A 15746-nucleotide genomic window follows, 5' to 3' on the forward strand; every position below is an offset into this window, starting at 1 on the left:
TGTCCATGACGTCGTCGCCGCCTGATGCCGAGCCGCATGCATTCACCCTTCTTGCGGCGGGGGTACAACGTCAACTCTACTCAATGGGCTGGCGGGAGCTTCGGGCAATTCAAGCCAAGGCGATCCGAGCCTATGTCGGGACCGATGCCGACTTGCTCATCATGGCGGAGACTGCCGGAGGCAAGACAGAGGCGGCATTCCTGCCCGTGCTATCCGCTATCTCAACCGAGCCGAGCGGATCGGTGCGCGCCATGTACATCGGTCCTCTGAAAGCCTTGATCAATGATCAGTTCGGCCGTCTTGAAGATCTGTGTACGCACCTCGACGTCAAGGTGCATCGCTGGCATGGCGACGTGTCGGCAAGCCAGAAAGCCGCACTGGTCAAAGAGCCCAGCGGCGTTCTTCTCATCACGCCCGAGTCGCTTGAGTCACTGCTGATCAATCGTACCCGCCACCTTGGGGATCTGTTCGGAGGCCTGCGGGCGATCGTGGTCGATGAAGTCCACGCGTTTCTCTCCGGAGAGCGAGGGTTGCACCTCGCGAGCCTCCTCTCGCGCGTCAGGCGGTATGTGCGGCAGGATCAGCGGAGACCGCGAATGCTCGGGTTGTCGGCCACCGTCGGCGATCCGTCTGCGGCGCAGCGCTACCTCAGCCCACACGATGCTGGCCATGTCAGCATCATCGCTGATGACGGACCTGGAAAGGAGATCAAGTTTCGCATCCACGGCTACATCAAGGACACGGACGGCGAAGTAGGTGTCCGAGACCAGGGTGTGGTAGGTACCGATCCGACGCCGGCGCCGGACGCTGACCTAGTGACGATGCAACGCATCGCTCAGGATCTCGCCGAGCATTGCCGTACACACAGTAACCTCGTGTTCGCCAACGCGAAGGGCGACATCGAGTTGTACGCCGACATGGCCAATGAGTGCTGCCGGACAGATGGCCTGCCCGAGGCGTTTCTCGTTCACCACGGCTCGCTGGCGAAGGAGGTACGAGAAGACACGGAGGTCACGATGAAGGGCGGGCGGCCGATGACGACCGTGTGCTCCAGTACGCTCGAGATGGGAATCGACATCGGCTCTGTCTGGATGGTGGGTCAGATCGGCGCGCCGTGGTCGGTAGCGTCCTTCAAGCAGCGCCTTGGGAGGAGCGGACGCAAGGACGGTGAGCCCCGCCGCCTGCGGGGGTATGTGATCTGCGAGTCCAGCACCAACGAGAGAGATCCGTTGTCACAGCTCCCACTGGAGCTTCTGCAGACCGTCGCCATTTGTGAACTCATGCTCCGGCAATGGGTCGAGCCGCCCGCGCCTTCCTCATTGGATCTGAGCACCCTCGCGCACCAGATGATCAGCACGGTTGCCGAGACGGGCGCGGTGGACGCAGCGACGCTGCATCAGCGGCTCTGTCGTGATGGTCCGTTTGTGCACTTTGACAAACCGATGTTCGCCGCCGTGCTCCGAAACCTGGGCGCTGTGGACGTTTTAGAACAGGGGCCTGATGGCAATCTCATCCTCGGCCTTGAGGGAGAGCGACTTCGGGCGCAGAAGGACTTCTACGCAGCGTTCGCCAGCCGCATCGAGTTCGCGATTATCGCGGGTGATCGTACACTGGGGTCGCTTCCAATCGACACGGTCCCCAAGGTCGGCGAGCACTTGGTGTTCGCTGCGCGGCGCTGGCAGGTTACCGATGTCGATGCCGCCCGAATGAGTCTGTATGTGACGCCCGCAAAGCGCCGGCAGCGTCCAGTCTTCACTGGCGGGTTGGGTGACATTCATCCGACGGTTCGGGATGAGATGCTCGCTGTGCTCGCTGGCCATACGACGTTTGCCTACCTTGACCCGACGTCCGCAGAGGCTCTGGATCGAGCACGTCACGCTGCCCGTTCTCGAGGCCTCGGTCGACGTGCCCTAGTCGACCTGACATCAGAGCGCTGCCTGTGGTTGACCTGGACTGGTACGCGGCAGCATCGAACGTGCCTCGCCTTCTTGAACTGGGCTGGCGTAGACGTTATCGACCGGCAGGTAGCTATCGAGTGCCGTGCCAGCACGGAAGCTGTGCGACGACTCTTGAAGGAGGCAATCAAGGCGCCGCCTGCCCTCCGAGACCTCGCGCAGATGGTTGCGCCGAAGCAGTTCAGAAAGTTCGACCATCTTTTCGCTGAAGACCTCCTCAATGAGTCCATCGCAGTGGACAGACTGGACGAACGCTGGACGGACGTTTTCGCGGCGATCGCGAACGACTGACGTGTTCTGCGAGGGAGCCTGTGGTCATGGCCACTCCCAGGATGGGATTCGTCGAGCCGTCGTGAACCCAAAGTCCTGCGTGCGAGATGACCAGTGGGGACTCGGCGCGCCTCGGGCCGCTCGGTAGCCAGATTTTCCGGGCAGATGGCCCTTTGGCTGCATAGGGAACACACAGGGGGGCATGCGATGACCCCGCACCGACCCCTGCCACCCCAGCCCGAATCGGCCGAGCAGGCCGGACAGGGAACCGCGGCACGGCGTATGTAGCCGGGAGGGTTCACTGTGTGTTTCGCGGCACAGCCCAGGCCGGAAATGCATAAAGGGATGCAGGGAGACCCTCGCGGACCAGCCATGACAGGAATCTGCAATAAAACGCTCCGAGCCTTCGGGAAACCGCCCGCAAACGGGTTAGATGCTCTATGGCGGAATGCACCTGTGGCACGCGTTGGCCGGTTCCGCGCGACAGATTGCCGAGAACGACAGAGGGGTACGGGAGCTCAGGTCATGACGCACGACGACAGAAGCACGATTCCGCGCGACACTCTTCGGAGGTCGTGCACATATAGGGAGTACCGGGGCCCTCAACGTCCCGGCAAATCCTCCCAAGTCTTCGCCACTCCGAGTGGCTTTCGCGTAGATGGGTGAGGTGCAGCCTCACTCGCCTGCGCGCACAATCCAACCAGCCACCCAGCCCAACCAGCCAACCTGACCCGATCCATCACCAACCCGCCCCGCCGCACGGTGCGCCGGGGTTCCCGTTGTCCTGCGCCTGCTGGCGGGTTGAACCCGATCGCGGCGGCATTCTGGGTGCATTCATGGACGAACTGCAAGTACGGAAGACGGATGTCGCGGTGATCAACGTTCGCGAGGTCGCGGAACTCCTCGGTGTCAACGCTCGCACGATTTGGCGGATGGCCCAGAGGGGCGAGCTCCCCGCCCCGATTCGGCTGGGGGATCGGGTCGTCCGCTGGCGGCTCTGCGATCTGCGCGAGCACCTGGACCGCAAGGCGACGGGCGGCGTTGCCGTGTCCCGGGCGACGTCGGGGGGGCGGGGGGCCCGTCGATGAGCGAGGGGCTCGACGCGAACAACCTGCCCCCGGGCACGGGCGCTCACGGCTGGCTCGCCATCGGCGGCGAGCGGGTCGAGGGCGGCTGGCGCTATCCCGAGCGGAACGCCCAGGGCGAGCGGATCGGCACGCTCACGCGCTGGGACGCCCCGGCAGAGGGCTGTCCTCGCTACGCCGCCGCCAAGGGTGGCAAGCGCGGGCTGATCTTCCCGGCCGACGGCCTGCCCGCCTATGCGGGCACGAGCCCGCGTGATCCTGTCCTCATTGCCGAGGGCGCGAGCGACACGGCGTGCCTGCACAGCTTTGCCTTCACGGCGGTGGGCGTGCCGATGGCGGGCCAGGCGGCGGGCGAGTTGGCGTCACTGCTGCGAGACCTCCATGTCGTCCTCATCGGCGACAACGATGACGCTGGTCGGAAGAGCATCCAGACCCTGGCCGCCGCGCTCGTCGGCGTCTGCGCCTCGGTGCGCTTCACGTTTCCGCCGGACGGTCACAAGGACGTGCGGTCGTGGGTCGCCGACGGCGGGGCGGGTGATGCGGACATCGCGCAGCTGATCGAAGAGGCTCAGCCGTATGCACGGCCAGCGCCGGAGAAGGCCGACCGGCCGCCAGCGCCCGAGTTCGAGCCCTTCCCGACGGACGCGCTGCCGAAGGCCGCGGCCGACCTCGTGCGGGCCGGCGCGGTGTCGATGCAGGTGGATCAGGCGATGCTCGGCCCGCTCGCCTTGGCGGCGATGGCATCCGCGGTCGGGAATGCTCGCACCATCGCGCTGCACGCCTCCTGGCATGAACCCGCGGTTCTGTGGGTGGCGGTCCTCGCCCCCTCCGGCGCGGGCAAATCACCAAGCCTCGCACTTGTCACCCGCCCCGCCGAGCGCCGCGATGCTGCGGCGCTTCGCGAGCACAAGGAGGCGATGAATGAGCACGCCGCTGCGCTTGCCGTTCACGAGAAGGCGATGCGGGGCTGGGAGCGGGCGTCTGGTAAGGGCAACCTGACCGCGACACCGCCCGCAGCTCCGGAGGCACCGGTATGCGAGCGACACCTCACCAATGACGTCACGCTCGAGGGACTCGCGGCCATGCTCGCCGCCAGCCCTCGCGGGTTGCTGCTCGCGTGCGACGAACTGGCCGCGTGGTTCGGCTCATTTGGGAGATATGCGGCGAACAGTCGCGCCGCGGGCGAGGCCTCGCGCTGGCTGCCGCTGCACCGAGCAAGCTCGCTCCGAGTTGATCGTCGCACCGCGCCGCCACTGCTCGTTGAACGGGCCGCCGTGTGTATTGCGGGGATGATCCAGCCATCGGTTTTCGCCGCGGCGCTCACGGGCACGGACTTCGACTCGGGGCTGGTGGCCCGGCTCCTGCTGTCGATGCCGCCAGTTCCGACCCGGCGCTGGCAGCCCGGTGGGATCCCGCCCATCGTCGAGGGGGCGTACAACGCGATGGTCGAGCGGTTGTACGCACTCGATCTCGATGCGGATGAGCATGGCATCGCGATGCCCCGAGCCCTCGCGCTCGATGAGCAGGCTAGCGAACTGTGGGCCAACTTCTACGACTCCCTGAACGCAGACATGGCGGGCCAGGACGAGCGGGCTCGCGCGATGATGTCCAAGATCGAGTGCGCGGCCGCGCGCCTGGCACTCGTCATCCACCTCGGCAGGGTCGCCGCTGGCGAAGGCGCTATCGCCAATGTCATCGATTCCGAGTCGATGGATCGAGGCATCCGGCTGGCGAACTGGTTCCGCCGCGAGGCCGAGCGGACTTACTTGCGCCTCGCCGAGGGCGATGACGACCGTGAGGCTCGGCAGTTGCTCGACCTGGTCCGTCGCAAGGGCGGCAGCGTCAGCGGGCGGGAACTCGTCCAGTCGTCGAGGTCGTTCAAGACCGTGAAGGACGCCGAGGCCGCGCTGTCGCGGCTGGTCGATGCGGGGCACGGGAAGTGGATGTACCTGCCCCAGCGCGGGCCCGGCGCGCCCAAGGCCCGCAGGTTCGTGCTGCCCGGCGCTTCCGGCGATCCCGTCTACAGAAACCACGCTGGCGGTGTCGCGGAAGGGGATTCCGTTTGTGTAGACGCTGTAGACACGCCCACCACCGGCACCGCGGGAGGTGCCGAGTGATGCGATGGAGTGCCTACTGGCTGAAGGCCTTCAACGAGGGGCGGCACATCGACGGCCGCCTCAACGGCGAGTACGTCGCCCGAGTCATCGCCATCGAGCGGCTCTCGGGCATGCCCATCATGCCGCACAAATGCGGCCGCCAGCGCCGGCTCTACCTCGCGATGGCGTGCCTGCGAGGGGAGTGGGTGATCGTGGGTGTGTACGGCACGTCATGGTCAGCAAAGCGGGCGTGCGAGCGCACGCTCGAAGAGGCAACGTCATGAATCGATGGCAACGCAGTCTGCACGAGGCCGGTCGCGTGGTCGCGGCCTATGTGCTCAGCAGTCACAAAGCCGTGGCGAAGGTGTATCACGATGGCGGCGCGTGCTGGCCGTCGCGAGAACTCAGCCCAATGAACCGGGAGATCGTCCTGGCCATCGGGCCCCTGGCCGCGGCCATCGCCCAGCGAGAGCGTGAGCCGGAGCTTCCGCCGCACCTGAAGAACAAACCCATCGAGCTGCAAGCCGTAGGCCAAGTCGACATGTTCGACCACCAGTTCTGCGACTTCCGGGCAACCTCGGACCTCGCGCTAATCGCCGACTTCTGCATCGAGAGCCCGGATGACCAACCACAGCGGTGCTCCCAGAGCGGGGAGTTGGCAGGCTCGACCGCCGAGCAGCTCGTCAGCCAGCACCACGCACTCATCGTCAAGGCCGCGCGGGAGCTGTTCCTGCACGGCATCGTCACCGTCCCCATTCCCGAAAGGAAAGAGTCATGATGTCACTCACCCAGATCGCCCAGAACAAGAAGCAGCAGGCCCGCACCGCGTTCATCAACGCGGCGTGGTCGGAGGAGCCGCCGGAGCGCCTCGCGGAACTGGCCAACGAAGCCGGGATGGAGCTCGCGGCCGCGGACGCCATCCTGGCCCGCATCGCAGACGTTCGCAACGACATGGACGCTGCCGACAGCGTCATGCGTCTGCGGCGTGCAGCGAGCAAGGCCAAGGCCCACTCGGATGCGGTTGCTGCGCGGACGCAGGCCGCGATCGAGAAGCTCGAAGCGGAGGCGGAAGCGGCGGCACTCGAGACTGGCAGCGCGTTGCGCGAGGCTGGTGACGCTGAGTCCGCCGCGCGGCGGGTGCTGGCCCTCTACGCCGACGGGCTCATCCCTGTGTCCCGCCTGCCCAAGGACGTGGTCGCGATGCTCGAGCGTGAAGAACTGGAGGTCAAGGTCAACCAGGCCCACGCCGTGGTCATCGCCGCGACCAACAAGCGCAACAGCCTCCGCGAGGATGTGCAGCGGCTGGAGCGCGAACTGCAGTACCTTCCCATCTCCCGCGACCGGCAGGAGCAGGAGGCCCGGCTGAAGGCGGAGATCGAGCGGGCCAAGGCCGCCCTCGCGGCTGCGGAGACCCGGCTCAGCGACGCCGAGCGGGCGCACGCCAAGGCCCGTCAGGGCCTGTAGGCCCCGCACATCCCCACATGTCTCGCCCCCCGGTATAGCCGCCGGGGGGCGACTTGACCCGTGCCACCGGCGAGCCCTGACTGTGACCCCCAACCCCGGCAGCCCGCCGAGGTCGGAGCGATGGAGACCTCCGCCCGATGGGCACCGTGTTCCGCAAAGCCTGGACCGCACCTCTTCCGCCGAACGCGGAGATCGTCGTGCTGCGGGGCAAGCGGATGGCCCGCTACCAACTTCGCAACGGCAAGGTCCGCACCGCGGAGGTGTTCACCGCCGCCGACGGCCGCGAGCGCATCCGCGGCGAGACGAAGTCGTACATCGCCAAGTTCCGCGATGCGGCCGGGTACTGGGTCGAGCGGCCGACCGGCTGCACCGATGAGACCGCCGCGCGGGCGGTGCTCGCCCAACTCCAGCGCCGGGCAGAGCTCGTGAAGGCGGGCGTGATCACGCCGGAGGAGGACGCCGCCTCACGGCACGGTGCCGAGTCGATCGAGACCAATCTCGACGCGTGGCGCGACCACCTGCGGCTCAAGGGCAGCACCGAGCATTGGTACACGCAGGCCCGCCGCCGGGTGGCCCGCGTCGCCACTGACCGGGGCGTGAAGCGCCTCCGCGACTTCACCGCCGCGATGGTCGAGCGCTGGCTCCGGGATCAGGCCGACACCGGCATGTCCGCGGGCACGCGGAACGGCTACCGGCAGGCGTGCGTGACGTTCATCAACTGGTGCGTCCGCGCTGGACGGCTCACGCACAACCCGCTGCTGGCCGTCGCGGTGGCCGACCAGCGGGCCGACACGCGGCGGCAGCGCCGGGCGCTAACCGAAGAGGAACTGGCCCGCCTGCTCGACGCCGCGCAGCGTCGCCCGTTGGCGGACGCAATGACGGTGCGTCGCGGCAAGGCCAAGGGCAAGCCGCTGGCGAACCTCTCGCCGGAGACCCGCGAAGACCTTCTGCGAACTGGACGCGAGCGGGCGCTGATCTACAAGTGCTTGGTTCTGACCGGCCTTCGCAAGGGCGAGCTGACCAGCATCACGGTTGGCCAGGTGGATCTTGACGGCCGCGTGCCATGTCTCGTGCTGCACGCCCGCGACGAAAAGAACCGGCGCGGCTCCGAGATCCCGCTGCGGGCGGACCTCGCTGCCGACATCCGCTCCTGGCTGGCCGACCGGCTCGTGTGGGCCCAACAGGCCGCCCGCGAGGCGGAAGACCCGATACCGGCGGCGCTCGCGAACGACGAGCCGCTCTTCGACGTGCCGGAAGGGCTCATCCGAATCTTCGACCGCGACCTGGTCTTCGCCGGGCTGGCCCGCGTCGAGACCCGCAGCGGCAAGGAAGTCGTCGTCAAGACGGACGATCGCGGCCGCACGATCGACATCCACGCGCTGCGCCACACCTTTGGAACCCACCTCTCGAAGGCCGGTGTCCCCCTGCGGACGGCGCAGGCGGCCATGCGGCACAGCGACCCGAGCCTCACGGCCAACGTCTACACCGACCCGAAGCTGCTCGACGTGGCGGGGGCGGTCGCGAGCCTGCCGAATCTGCCGCTGGGAAGAACAGAGACGCCCCAAACTCCAGCGCTTCATGCGCAGCCATCACCCCCGAAGCACTTCGCTGATTGCTCAGCATGAAGCGAGAGCGGGAGCGTCGTGCGTGTGGATGGATGCTGAGTACGTCAGCTGGCAACCTGAATCGTCGGTTGAGCGAGAAGGATGTGAGCAGTTCCCTGCTGATTCTCGATAATCTTGAACGCGGCAGTTGACTGAAGCGTCAGGACGCAGGCATGGTGAACGGTGAGAATCGCGTCTTGGAGCGTGTCTGGCTTCTCGATGTCCACTATTGTCAGTCCAAGATCGCGTGCTTGGTCTCGCGTGATGTGACGCGAATGCGACAGGGTGAGCGCGTGACTGCCGAGTTCCTTGATGACTTTTCTGGCAGTCTTCTTCGCGGCAGACTGCGACTCATCTTTCAGCATGCCGGTGAGCAGCCACTTCTCGACCATCTCCTCCGACCATTTGATCGCTTTCTCACACTCGCCAATCAGAGTCGGGTGGTACCTGGCGATGATCGGCTGCCACACAGGAATCGCCTTTGGATCGGCCGCGATCTCCTTCTTGGCTCTCTCGAATTCCTCGACGATTCCGTGAGCAGGCAAGCCGCCGAACTGCGGATCGATCGGTCCGAGGTTCGAGTGCTTGCCCATGAGGATGGCTTTGCACGAACACGCGATCATGGTGCCCGCCGACATGGCGATCTGCGGAATGATCGCTCGAATGTCGTCCTTGAACATCTGCCTCAGGTAGTGGACGAGCGACTCGGTAGCCGCGATCTCTCCGCCGGGTGTGTGCAGAACCAAATCGAGACCTTTGGCACGATCGAGACCGTTGATCGCGGCCATGAAACCGTTCTTGTCGGAATCGTTGATGTCGAAACCCTGCACGCCCCGCTTCGCGAGTTCCGGCTTCTGCAACCATCCGGAGTAGTACACGATCACGTTGCGCTTGGTCTCTTCTGAGAGCGCGCGAATGGCTTCCCTACGGACCACATCGTGGGCCGAACCAGTAGCCTGAATCTTGCTCAGGACTTCCTTCCAGTTTGGCATGCGAACTCCCGGTCAGAGCAACGTCGATCCTGAAAGGACAATACGGTAGTGAACCGTGTGCTCCGAGGCGGGTGTGTACAGCTGGCGGACGCTCTGGCGGGACGCATCGTCGCCGATACCGAGCTTGTCAAAGACCTTCTGGATCTGCTTGACGCGATGAATAGACGGCTTCTTCGATGAACGACTTGGCTTCTTCCGACTCGCCTTTTCACGCTGTTTCATCGTGGAATCCTCGATATCGGAAGAGTAGCACGATTTGCGCTCCGCTGCAATCGGCTACAGGAGCCCTAGATCGGCGAGCATTATCGGTGCCAAGACTCCCAGTCCTGCAGCCATCGGGAACGCTCCCGCTCCGCCCGCACGATCACCCGCCGATCGGCAGCCTCATTGCCGCAACACCTTGCACACCCGCTTGCACCTGCGCTTGCTCAAGCGCTTGCACAAGCGAGCGTCCACCCAGGTCATTCCCTGTCATCGACCGGCTGTCGGCCCCGATCCCACCGCCCTCGCCTGCCTCGCCGGAACTCTCGGATTCTGCGGAGTTTGCCAACGAAAAGCCGCCGGTGTCATCGTGTGACATCGGCGGCAGACAAAGCGGGCGAGGAGGATCGAACTCCCGACATTCAGCTTGGGAAGCTGACGTTCTACCGCTGAACTACGCCCGCGGCCACGCACCACGGTCGTGCGTCTGCCTGCATCGTACACAGCACACCCCACCCTCGCCATCTCGACCCGTCGACGCCACCTATGCCGCTCTGCGTCGCACCCCAAGTCGCGCCACCCGCGTGCCCCCTTGGGCTTCGTGCGCCACACCTCGCCGCTACGCTCGATTGGCGAACACTGGCCGCCAATCCGTCGGCCACCACCACTCGCCGCACCACGCCCTTCCGCACGAGAAAGGAGCACCCATGGCCCTCTGGGGTGGACGATTCGAATCAGGTCCCGACGCCATCTTCCGCGAGATCAACGACTCGCTCCACTTCGACGCGCGACTCGCCCTCTGCGACATCGATGGCTCTATCGCCTGGGCCAACGCCCTCGCCCGCGCCCACGTCCTCACCGACGATGAAAACGTCCGCCTCCGAAACGCGCTCCTCGCGATGCGCGCCACCATCGCCGCCGATCCCCAAGTCCCTCTTCGCGACGGGCTGGGCAAGGACGAGGACATCCACACCTTCGTCGAGCGCCGACTCACCGAATCCCTCGGCCCGCTCGCCAAGAAACTCCACACAGGCCGCAGCCGAAACGACCAGGTCGCCACCGACCTCCGCCTCTGGACACGCCACGCCATCGACGCTCGCCTCGCCGAACTCAAGGCCGCCCGCGCCTCGCTCCTCGACCTCGCCGCCCGCGAGCGCACCACCGTCATCTCCGGCTACACCCACCTCCAACGCGCCCAGCCCCTCCTCCTCGCCCACTGGGCCCTCGCCTACGAGGCCATGCTCGCCCGTGACTCCGTCCGATTCAAGGACGCCCGTGCCCGCGTCAACCTCTGCCCCCTCGGCTCCGGAGCCCTCGCCGGCACGGCCTATCCCATCGACCGCTACGCCCTCGCTCAGGACCTCTACTTCGCCGCCCCCACCACCAACAGCCTCGACGCCGTCTCCGACCGAGACTTCGTCCTCGAAACCCTCGCCGCGATCGCCATCACCGCAACCCACATCTCGCGCCTCGGCGAAGACCTCGTCCTCTACGGCTCGCAAGAGTTCAACTTCTTTGAGTTCGGCGACCAGGTCTCCTCCGGCTCGTCGCTCATGCCTCAGAAGAAGAACCCCGACGCCGCCGAACTCATGCGAGGCAAGGCCGCCCGCACCATCGGCTCGCTCGTCACGCTGCTGACCGCTGTCAAGGGTCTCCCCCTCGCGTACAACAAAGACCTCCAGGAGGACAAAGAGCCGCTCTTCGACGCGATGGACACGCTGAGCCTCATGCTCCGGGTCACCCCCGTCGTTATGCGCACGCTCAAGGTCCGCGTTGATGTCTGCCGCAAGGCTGCCGAAGGTGGGCACTCCAACGCTACCGACCTTGCCGATTATCTCGTCGAGAAGAACATCCCCTTCCGCGAGGCCCACGATCTCGTCGGCAAGGCCGTCCGCCGCGCTCTCGAACTCGATATCTCCCTCGACCGCATGCCCCTGGACGAACTCCGAGCCATCTCCCCCGTCATCGCCCAGGACGTCTTTTCACGGCTCACGATCGAGGCCAGCCTCAACCGCCGCGAGGTCCTCGGAGGCACAGGCCCCAAGGTCGTCCACACCGCCTTGACCAAAGCCCAGGAACAACTCAACGCCGAGCAATAGCCCTCTTTGGTGGCACCACTCTCCAGAGTGGTGGCATTCAATTTGGTGGCACCACGCTCCAAAGCCGTGCTCGACCAACCCCCACTCGTAAAAACAAAGACCCCGCACCAAAGCACGGGGTCCATTCCAACACACATCTCAAAGCGGGTGAAGGGACTTGAACCCTCGACTTTCACGTTGGCAACGTGACGCTCTACCACTGAGCTACACCCGCGACTTGTCAACCCACAGAACCGGTCCGCGAGCCAAAGCCCACCTCCCGATTCACCGGGAGAGAAACGTAGCCGGGAGCCTCCGCCCTGTCAACGCCATTGCCCCATACTCCCCCGCCAACGCCCCCATCGCCCATGTTCCCGGGCCTCGATCACGAGGCCCAGACATTGCGAGCCTCACGAATCGACCTACCCCATCTCGTGGCACAGGCGTCCCACCTGTGACTACTCCTTCTACTCCCACACGCAGCACTCCTCGCTACGGCCCCACACTCGCAGACTTCCTCGCCACCACCACCCCCGCGTCATCCAGCGCGTCCCGCACCATCCCGATCGTGTATCCATCCCCCATCAACGTTGGCCCCTCGCTCGATCCCTTCGAATAGATCGCCAGGAGCGGGATCCCCGCCCACCCCAGGTCCTTGAGAAACGTCTGCCCAGCCGCGTTGTTCCCAGTCAGGTCCACACGTAGAGCCGTTACACCCGGCGCGTTGATCCGCGTGAAGATCTCCTCCCGATGCAGGACCCCCTTCTCCAGCGCATGGCAGTTCAGGCACCACTCCGCAGTGAAGTCCACCACGATCACATCGCCCCGCGTCTTCGCCTCCGCCAATCGCTCGGGCGTGTATCCCTTCCAATCGATCGGCCCACGCTCGTTGAACGACTTCGCGATCAGAACGATGCCCGCGGACGCCATCAGAGCAAACCCCACCACCACGATCTTCACCCACGTCCGCGCGTGATGGCGGAAGACCGCCACCATCGCCCACACCATCGCCGCCACCGAGATCGCCGCGATCAGCCACCAGTACCACCGGTTCGGCGGATCAACCGGGTTCCGAAGCAGCGCATCCAGCCCCGTCCCGATAAAGAACACACTCACGGCCGCGAGCAAAAGCCCCAGGATCTTCTTGAGCACCTCAGCCCCAGGCCCGGCCTTCGGCAGGTGCTTCAATAACCCCGGCCACATCACCAGCACCAGATACGGGAATGCCATCCCCACCCCGATCACCGCCATCGTCCCGATCGTCAGCGACTTGTCCGACTGCTTCGCCGCCCACGCCGACGCCGATGCCATCAGCGGAGCCGTGCATGGCGTCGAGAGCACCGCCGTCATCACGCCGAACATGAACGCCCCGCCCGTCGACTCCCCCGTCGGATTGATCGCGTAGACCCACTGGGGCAACTCCGTCGTGAACAACCCGAACATCCCGAGCGCAAACACAAAGATCAGAACCCCGATCGTCAGCGAGAACCAGTTCGTCTGAAACAGACTGCTCACCGCGTTGAACCCGCTGATGAATGAGATCGCCAGCCCCATCGCAAACCAGAACGCAACAACACCCACGCTCATCACCACACCCAGATACAGCAATCGTGCCGGGTTCCCCGCGTGCTTCTGCAGGCTCAGAATCTTGATCGGAATCACCGGCAGCACACAGGGCGTGAAGTTCAGCAGCAACCCACCCGCAAACGCCACCAACGCCAGAAGCGCCAAGCCACCAGCGTTCGACGGATCAATCGTGAACGAGTACTTCCCGAGTTGTACATTAATGACATCCCGCTTCTTCACCCCCACCGTTGCAAACGCCGTCGCGTCAAAGTTCGCAAACAACGGATCCGACGCCGTCACCACAGCCGTCGGATCGATCGTGATCGAGATCGTGTGCCGTCCATCCGACGAGTCCCCACGCACCGGCATCAGGCACGACGACTCATCACAACTCTGAAATCCAACGCCGAGCGTGAGCGTCGCCGTCCCCGTCGCCCCCGGCTCAATCGTCACGGGCAGATACGCCACGGCTCGAGCCTCGAACACGCCATAGGCCTCTGGCTTCCCCGTCCCACCAAGATCCAGTTCAATCATCACCGGCTTGGGCCACTGCACCGCCCCATACTTCAACCCCTTCGCCTCCACCACCTCGATCGTCGTCGGGATCGCGTCAAAGTCCCCCCATGATGCCGGCACCTTCGGCGCGTTGGTGTGCGAGTGCCAGTGCTCCTCATGATCCAGCACCACCGCCACCGCGAACTGTGCTCCCGGGGCTGCGGTCGTTCGTTGGGCCACCACCTCCACCTTTACCCGGTCCGCCGACGAGAACTGACCCAGCGCCCGCTCGCCGCACCCGACCCACACAGCCAATGCGACCACAATCCGAACGAACCACACTGGCCACACCCCCGCCTCAGACTTCGTTGCGCTTGATTCCATGGTGCATGATTGGATGCCTCCAACCCCCCGGCGATCCACCACACCCCGTCCTCTATAGCCAACACCACCAGCCAACCGATAACCGAATGTCCAGGGTTCCACACCGGGAGCGTCGGAGCACGCACACACCATGGCCGATGTCCTTGAACAAAGTGAGGTCGACGCCCTTCTCGCCGCCGCCGCCAGTGGCAGTGTCGAGGAGGAGCAACTCGAGGCCCAGGTCTTCACCCGCCTCAAGCGAGACCCGGGCTCCATCGAGATCAAGGACTACGACTTCAAGCGTCCCGAGCGCGTCAGCAAGGACCAGATGCGTGCCCTCCAGACGCTCCACGAGTCCTTCGCCAGAAACTTCGGCGCCTCGCTCTCGGGCTTCCTTCGAACCATCGTCGAGGTCAAAGTCGCGACCTGCGAGCAGATGACCTATTCCGAGTTCATCTCCGGACTCCCCAACCCGACCTCCTTTAATCTCATCGATTCCGACGGACTCGAAGGCCAGATGTGCTTCGAGATCAGCCCCCTCATCATCTATCCCATCATCGATCGACTCCTGGGCGGCACGAGCCAGGAACTCTTCATCCCCCAGCGTCCCATGACGCTCATCGAGACCCGCCTCATCAGCAACGTCACCAACCGAGGCCTCGACGCGCTCAGCGAGGCCTGGGCCAGCATCAAGCCTCTCACCTTCAAGATCTCCGCGTCCGAATCCAACCCCCAACTCGTCCAGATCGTCCCGCCAAACGAGGTGGTCATCGTCGTCGGTTTCGAACTCAAGATGTCCAGCCGCGCCGGCACGATGAACCTCTGCATCCCCTACAACGTCATCGAACCCGTCATGGAGCAACTCTCCGCCCAGAACTGGTTCAACTCGCTCAAGAATCAGAAATCCAAGGAACTCGAGAAGCGTCTGACCGGCTCTCTCAGTCGTGCCCCGCTCCTGATCACGGGCCTCCTCGCCGAATCCACCATCACCGTCCAGGACCTCGCCGACATGAAGCCCGGCGACGTCATCTCCACCGAACGCCTCGCCAACAAGCCCGTCGTCCTCTGTGTCGAGGGGGAGCGAAAGTTCGTCGCCCAGATCGGCCAATACCGCGGCAAGAGAGCCTTGAAAATTCTCAAAGCCCTCCACATCGGCGAACGCGTCTAATCACTACCTAATCACGTGGACTAGGCGGCCCGCCTGCTTCTCCATTCTCTTCATTTCCAGCCTCAACACATCCTCGATCCCCCGCATCCGCCCCGCTGGATGCCAATCCCCCAACACCCTATCATTCCCCGTCTTGCCAAAGCGCTCGTGCGCCCACACAAGACAGAGACATCGACCGGCCAAAGTCGACACACGGGTGCCGACCTCAACCGGACGGAGTATCGAATGCACGTGGTTACTCGCCATGCACGCTAATCGGCCGAGGTTGAGCGAAAGCTCGACGACTCGTCCGTGGGTCGCCCAGGCGCAAGGCCCCTCCACTTCGGAGGTGCCCATGCTCTAGGGATCGTCCCAAAGGGCAGGCGGGTGCGGCACGACCCTACAAGGTCACGCCGCGCGACGGCGTCGG

At 64.9% G+C, this 15746-nt stretch carries 12 protein-coding genes and 2 tRNA genes; 9 read left to right on the top strand and 5 right to left on the bottom strand.

Features of this window, described 5'->3' with window-relative positions; translation table 11 throughout:
- The first annotated feature begins 5 nt into the window (after window positions 1-5).
- From IPK69_13595 to IPK69_13625, 7 genes are all read left to right on the top strand, one after another.
- Window positions 6-2246 carry a DEAD/DEAH box helicase gene (locus IPK69_13595; GenBank protein ID QQS08987.1) on the top strand — a complete coding sequence of 747 codons (2241 nt, stop codon included), beginning with the start codon at window positions 6-8 and terminating at the stop codon, window positions 2244-2246.
- An 815-nt stretch (window positions 2247-3061) separates the two neighbouring features.
- Window positions 3062-3313, top strand: coding sequence for a helix-turn-helix domain-containing protein (locus IPK69_13600; GenBank protein QQS08988.1), 252 nt, complete (start codon window positions 3062-3064; stop codon window positions 3311-3313).
- Window positions 3310-5427: a DUF3987 domain-containing protein gene (locus IPK69_13605; GenBank protein ID QQS08989.1), complete on the top strand. Its 2118-nt coding sequence runs from the start codon at window positions 3310-3312 to the stop codon at window positions 5425-5427. The genes IPK69_13600 and IPK69_13605 overlap by 4 nt, the downstream gene beginning before the upstream one ends.
- Window positions 5427-5690, top strand: coding sequence for a hypothetical protein (locus IPK69_13610; GenBank protein QQS08990.1), 264 nt, complete (start codon window positions 5427-5429; stop codon window positions 5688-5690). The genes IPK69_13605 and IPK69_13610 overlap by 1 nt, the downstream gene beginning before the upstream one ends.
- A complete protein-coding gene (locus tag IPK69_13615; protein ID QQS08991.1) occupies window positions 5687-6184 on the top strand; it encodes a hypothetical protein in 498 nt (165 codons plus the stop codon). The genes IPK69_13610 and IPK69_13615 overlap by 4 nt, the downstream gene beginning before the upstream one ends.
- Complete coding sequence (locus tag IPK69_13620) at window positions 6181-6870, top strand: hypothetical protein (protein ID QQS08992.1); 690 nt, start codon at window positions 6181-6183, stop codon at window positions 6868-6870. The genes IPK69_13615 and IPK69_13620 overlap by 4 nt, the downstream gene beginning before the upstream one ends.
- A 137-nt stretch (window positions 6871-7007) precedes the next feature.
- Window positions 7008-8495 carry a site-specific integrase gene (locus IPK69_13625; protein QQS08993.1) on the top strand — a complete coding sequence of 496 codons (1488 nt, stop codon included), beginning with the start codon at window positions 7008-7010 and terminating at the stop codon, window positions 8493-8495.
- Between the two features lie 44 nt (window positions 8496-8539).
- Here the strand turns inward: IPK69_13625 and IPK69_13630 are convergent, their stop codons facing one another.
- The 3 genes from IPK69_13630 to IPK69_13640 form a co-directional block, all read right to left on the bottom strand.
- Window positions 8540-9466, bottom strand: a complete 927-nt coding sequence (locus tag IPK69_13630; GenBank protein QQS08994.1) for a S49 family peptidase — start codon at window positions 9464-9466, stop codon at window positions 8540-8542.
- Window positions 9467-9478: 12 nt separating this feature from the next.
- Window positions 9479-9688, bottom strand: a complete 210-nt coding sequence (locus IPK69_13635) for a hypothetical protein (protein ID QQS08995.1) — start codon at window positions 9686-9688, stop codon at window positions 9479-9481.
- 371 nt (window positions 9689-10059) lie between these two features.
- Window positions 10060-10131 (bottom strand) — tRNA-Gly (locus tag IPK69_13640).
- A gap of 243 nt (window positions 10132-10374) precedes the next feature.
- On the opposite strand from IPK69_13640, the gene argH reads away from it, so the two are divergent.
- On the top strand, window positions 10375-11766 hold the full coding sequence (gene argH, locus IPK69_13645) for an argininosuccinate lyase (protein QQS08996.1): 1392 nt from the start codon (window positions 10375-10377) through the stop codon (window positions 11764-11766).
- A gap of 142 nt (window positions 11767-11908) precedes the next feature.
- Here the strand turns inward: argH and IPK69_13650 are convergent.
- Window positions 11909-11980: transfer RNA gene (locus IPK69_13650), tRNA-Gly, on the bottom strand.
- 257 nt (window positions 11981-12237) lie between these two features.
- On the bottom strand, window positions 12238-14121 hold the full coding sequence (locus IPK69_13655) for a thioredoxin family protein (GenBank protein ID QQS08997.1): 1884 nt from the start codon (window positions 14119-14121) through the stop codon (window positions 12238-12240).
- Between the two features lie 199 nt (window positions 14122-14320).
- On the opposite strand from IPK69_13655, the gene fliM reads away from it, so the two are divergent.
- Window positions 14321-15337 carry a flagellar motor switch protein FliM gene (gene fliM, locus IPK69_13660; GenBank protein ID QQS08998.1) on the top strand — a complete coding sequence of 339 codons (1017 nt, stop codon included), beginning with the start codon at window positions 14321-14323 and terminating at the stop codon, window positions 15335-15337.
- Window positions 15338-15746: the final 409 nt, after the last annotated feature.

This window comes from Phycisphaerales bacterium (assembly GCA_016699835.1).
In the GTDB taxonomy this organism is placed as follows: domain Bacteria; phylum Planctomycetota; class Phycisphaerae; order Phycisphaerales; family UBA1924.

Excerpts from the sequence above, each read along its gene's own strand:
- IPK69_13610 (QQS08990.1), top strand. The coding sequence starts at position 5,427 with ATGCGATGGAGTGCCTACTGGCTGAAGGCCTTCAACGAGGGGCGGCAC.
- IPK69_13605 (QQS08989.1), top strand. The coding sequence starts at position 3,310 with ATGAGCGAGGGGCTCGACGCGAACAACCTGCCCCCGGGCACGGGCGCT.
- argH (QQS08996.1), top strand. The coding sequence starts at position 10,375 with ATGGCCCTCTGGGGTGGACGATTCGAATCAGGTCCCGACGCCATCTTC.
- IPK69_13625 (QQS08993.1), top strand. The coding sequence starts at position 7,008 with ATGGGCACCGTGTTCCGCAAAGCCTGGACCGCACCTCTTCCGCCGAAC.
- fliM (QQS08998.1), top strand. The coding sequence starts at position 14,321 with ATGGCCGATGTCCTTGAACAAAGTGAGGTCGACGCCCTTCTCGCCGCC.
- IPK69_13635 (QQS08995.1), bottom strand. The coding sequence starts at position 9,688 with ATGAAACAGCGTGAAAAGGCGAGTCGGAAGAAGCCAAGTCGTTCATCG.
- IPK69_13615 (QQS08991.1), top strand. The coding sequence starts at position 5,687 with ATGAATCGATGGCAACGCAGTCTGCACGAGGCCGGTCGCGTGGTCGCG.
- IPK69_13630 (QQS08994.1), bottom strand. The coding sequence starts at position 9,466 with ATGCCAAACTGGAAGGAAGTCCTGAGCAAGATTCAGGCTACTGGTTCG.
- IPK69_13620 (QQS08992.1), top strand. The coding sequence starts at position 6,181 with ATGATGTCACTCACCCAGATCGCCCAGAACAAGAAGCAGCAGGCCCGC.
- IPK69_13595 (QQS08987.1), top strand. The coding sequence starts at position 6 with ATGACGTCGTCGCCGCCTGATGCCGAGCCGCATGCATTCACCCTTCTT.
- IPK69_13600 (QQS08988.1), top strand. The coding sequence starts at position 3,062 with ATGGACGAACTGCAAGTACGGAAGACGGATGTCGCGGTGATCAACGTT.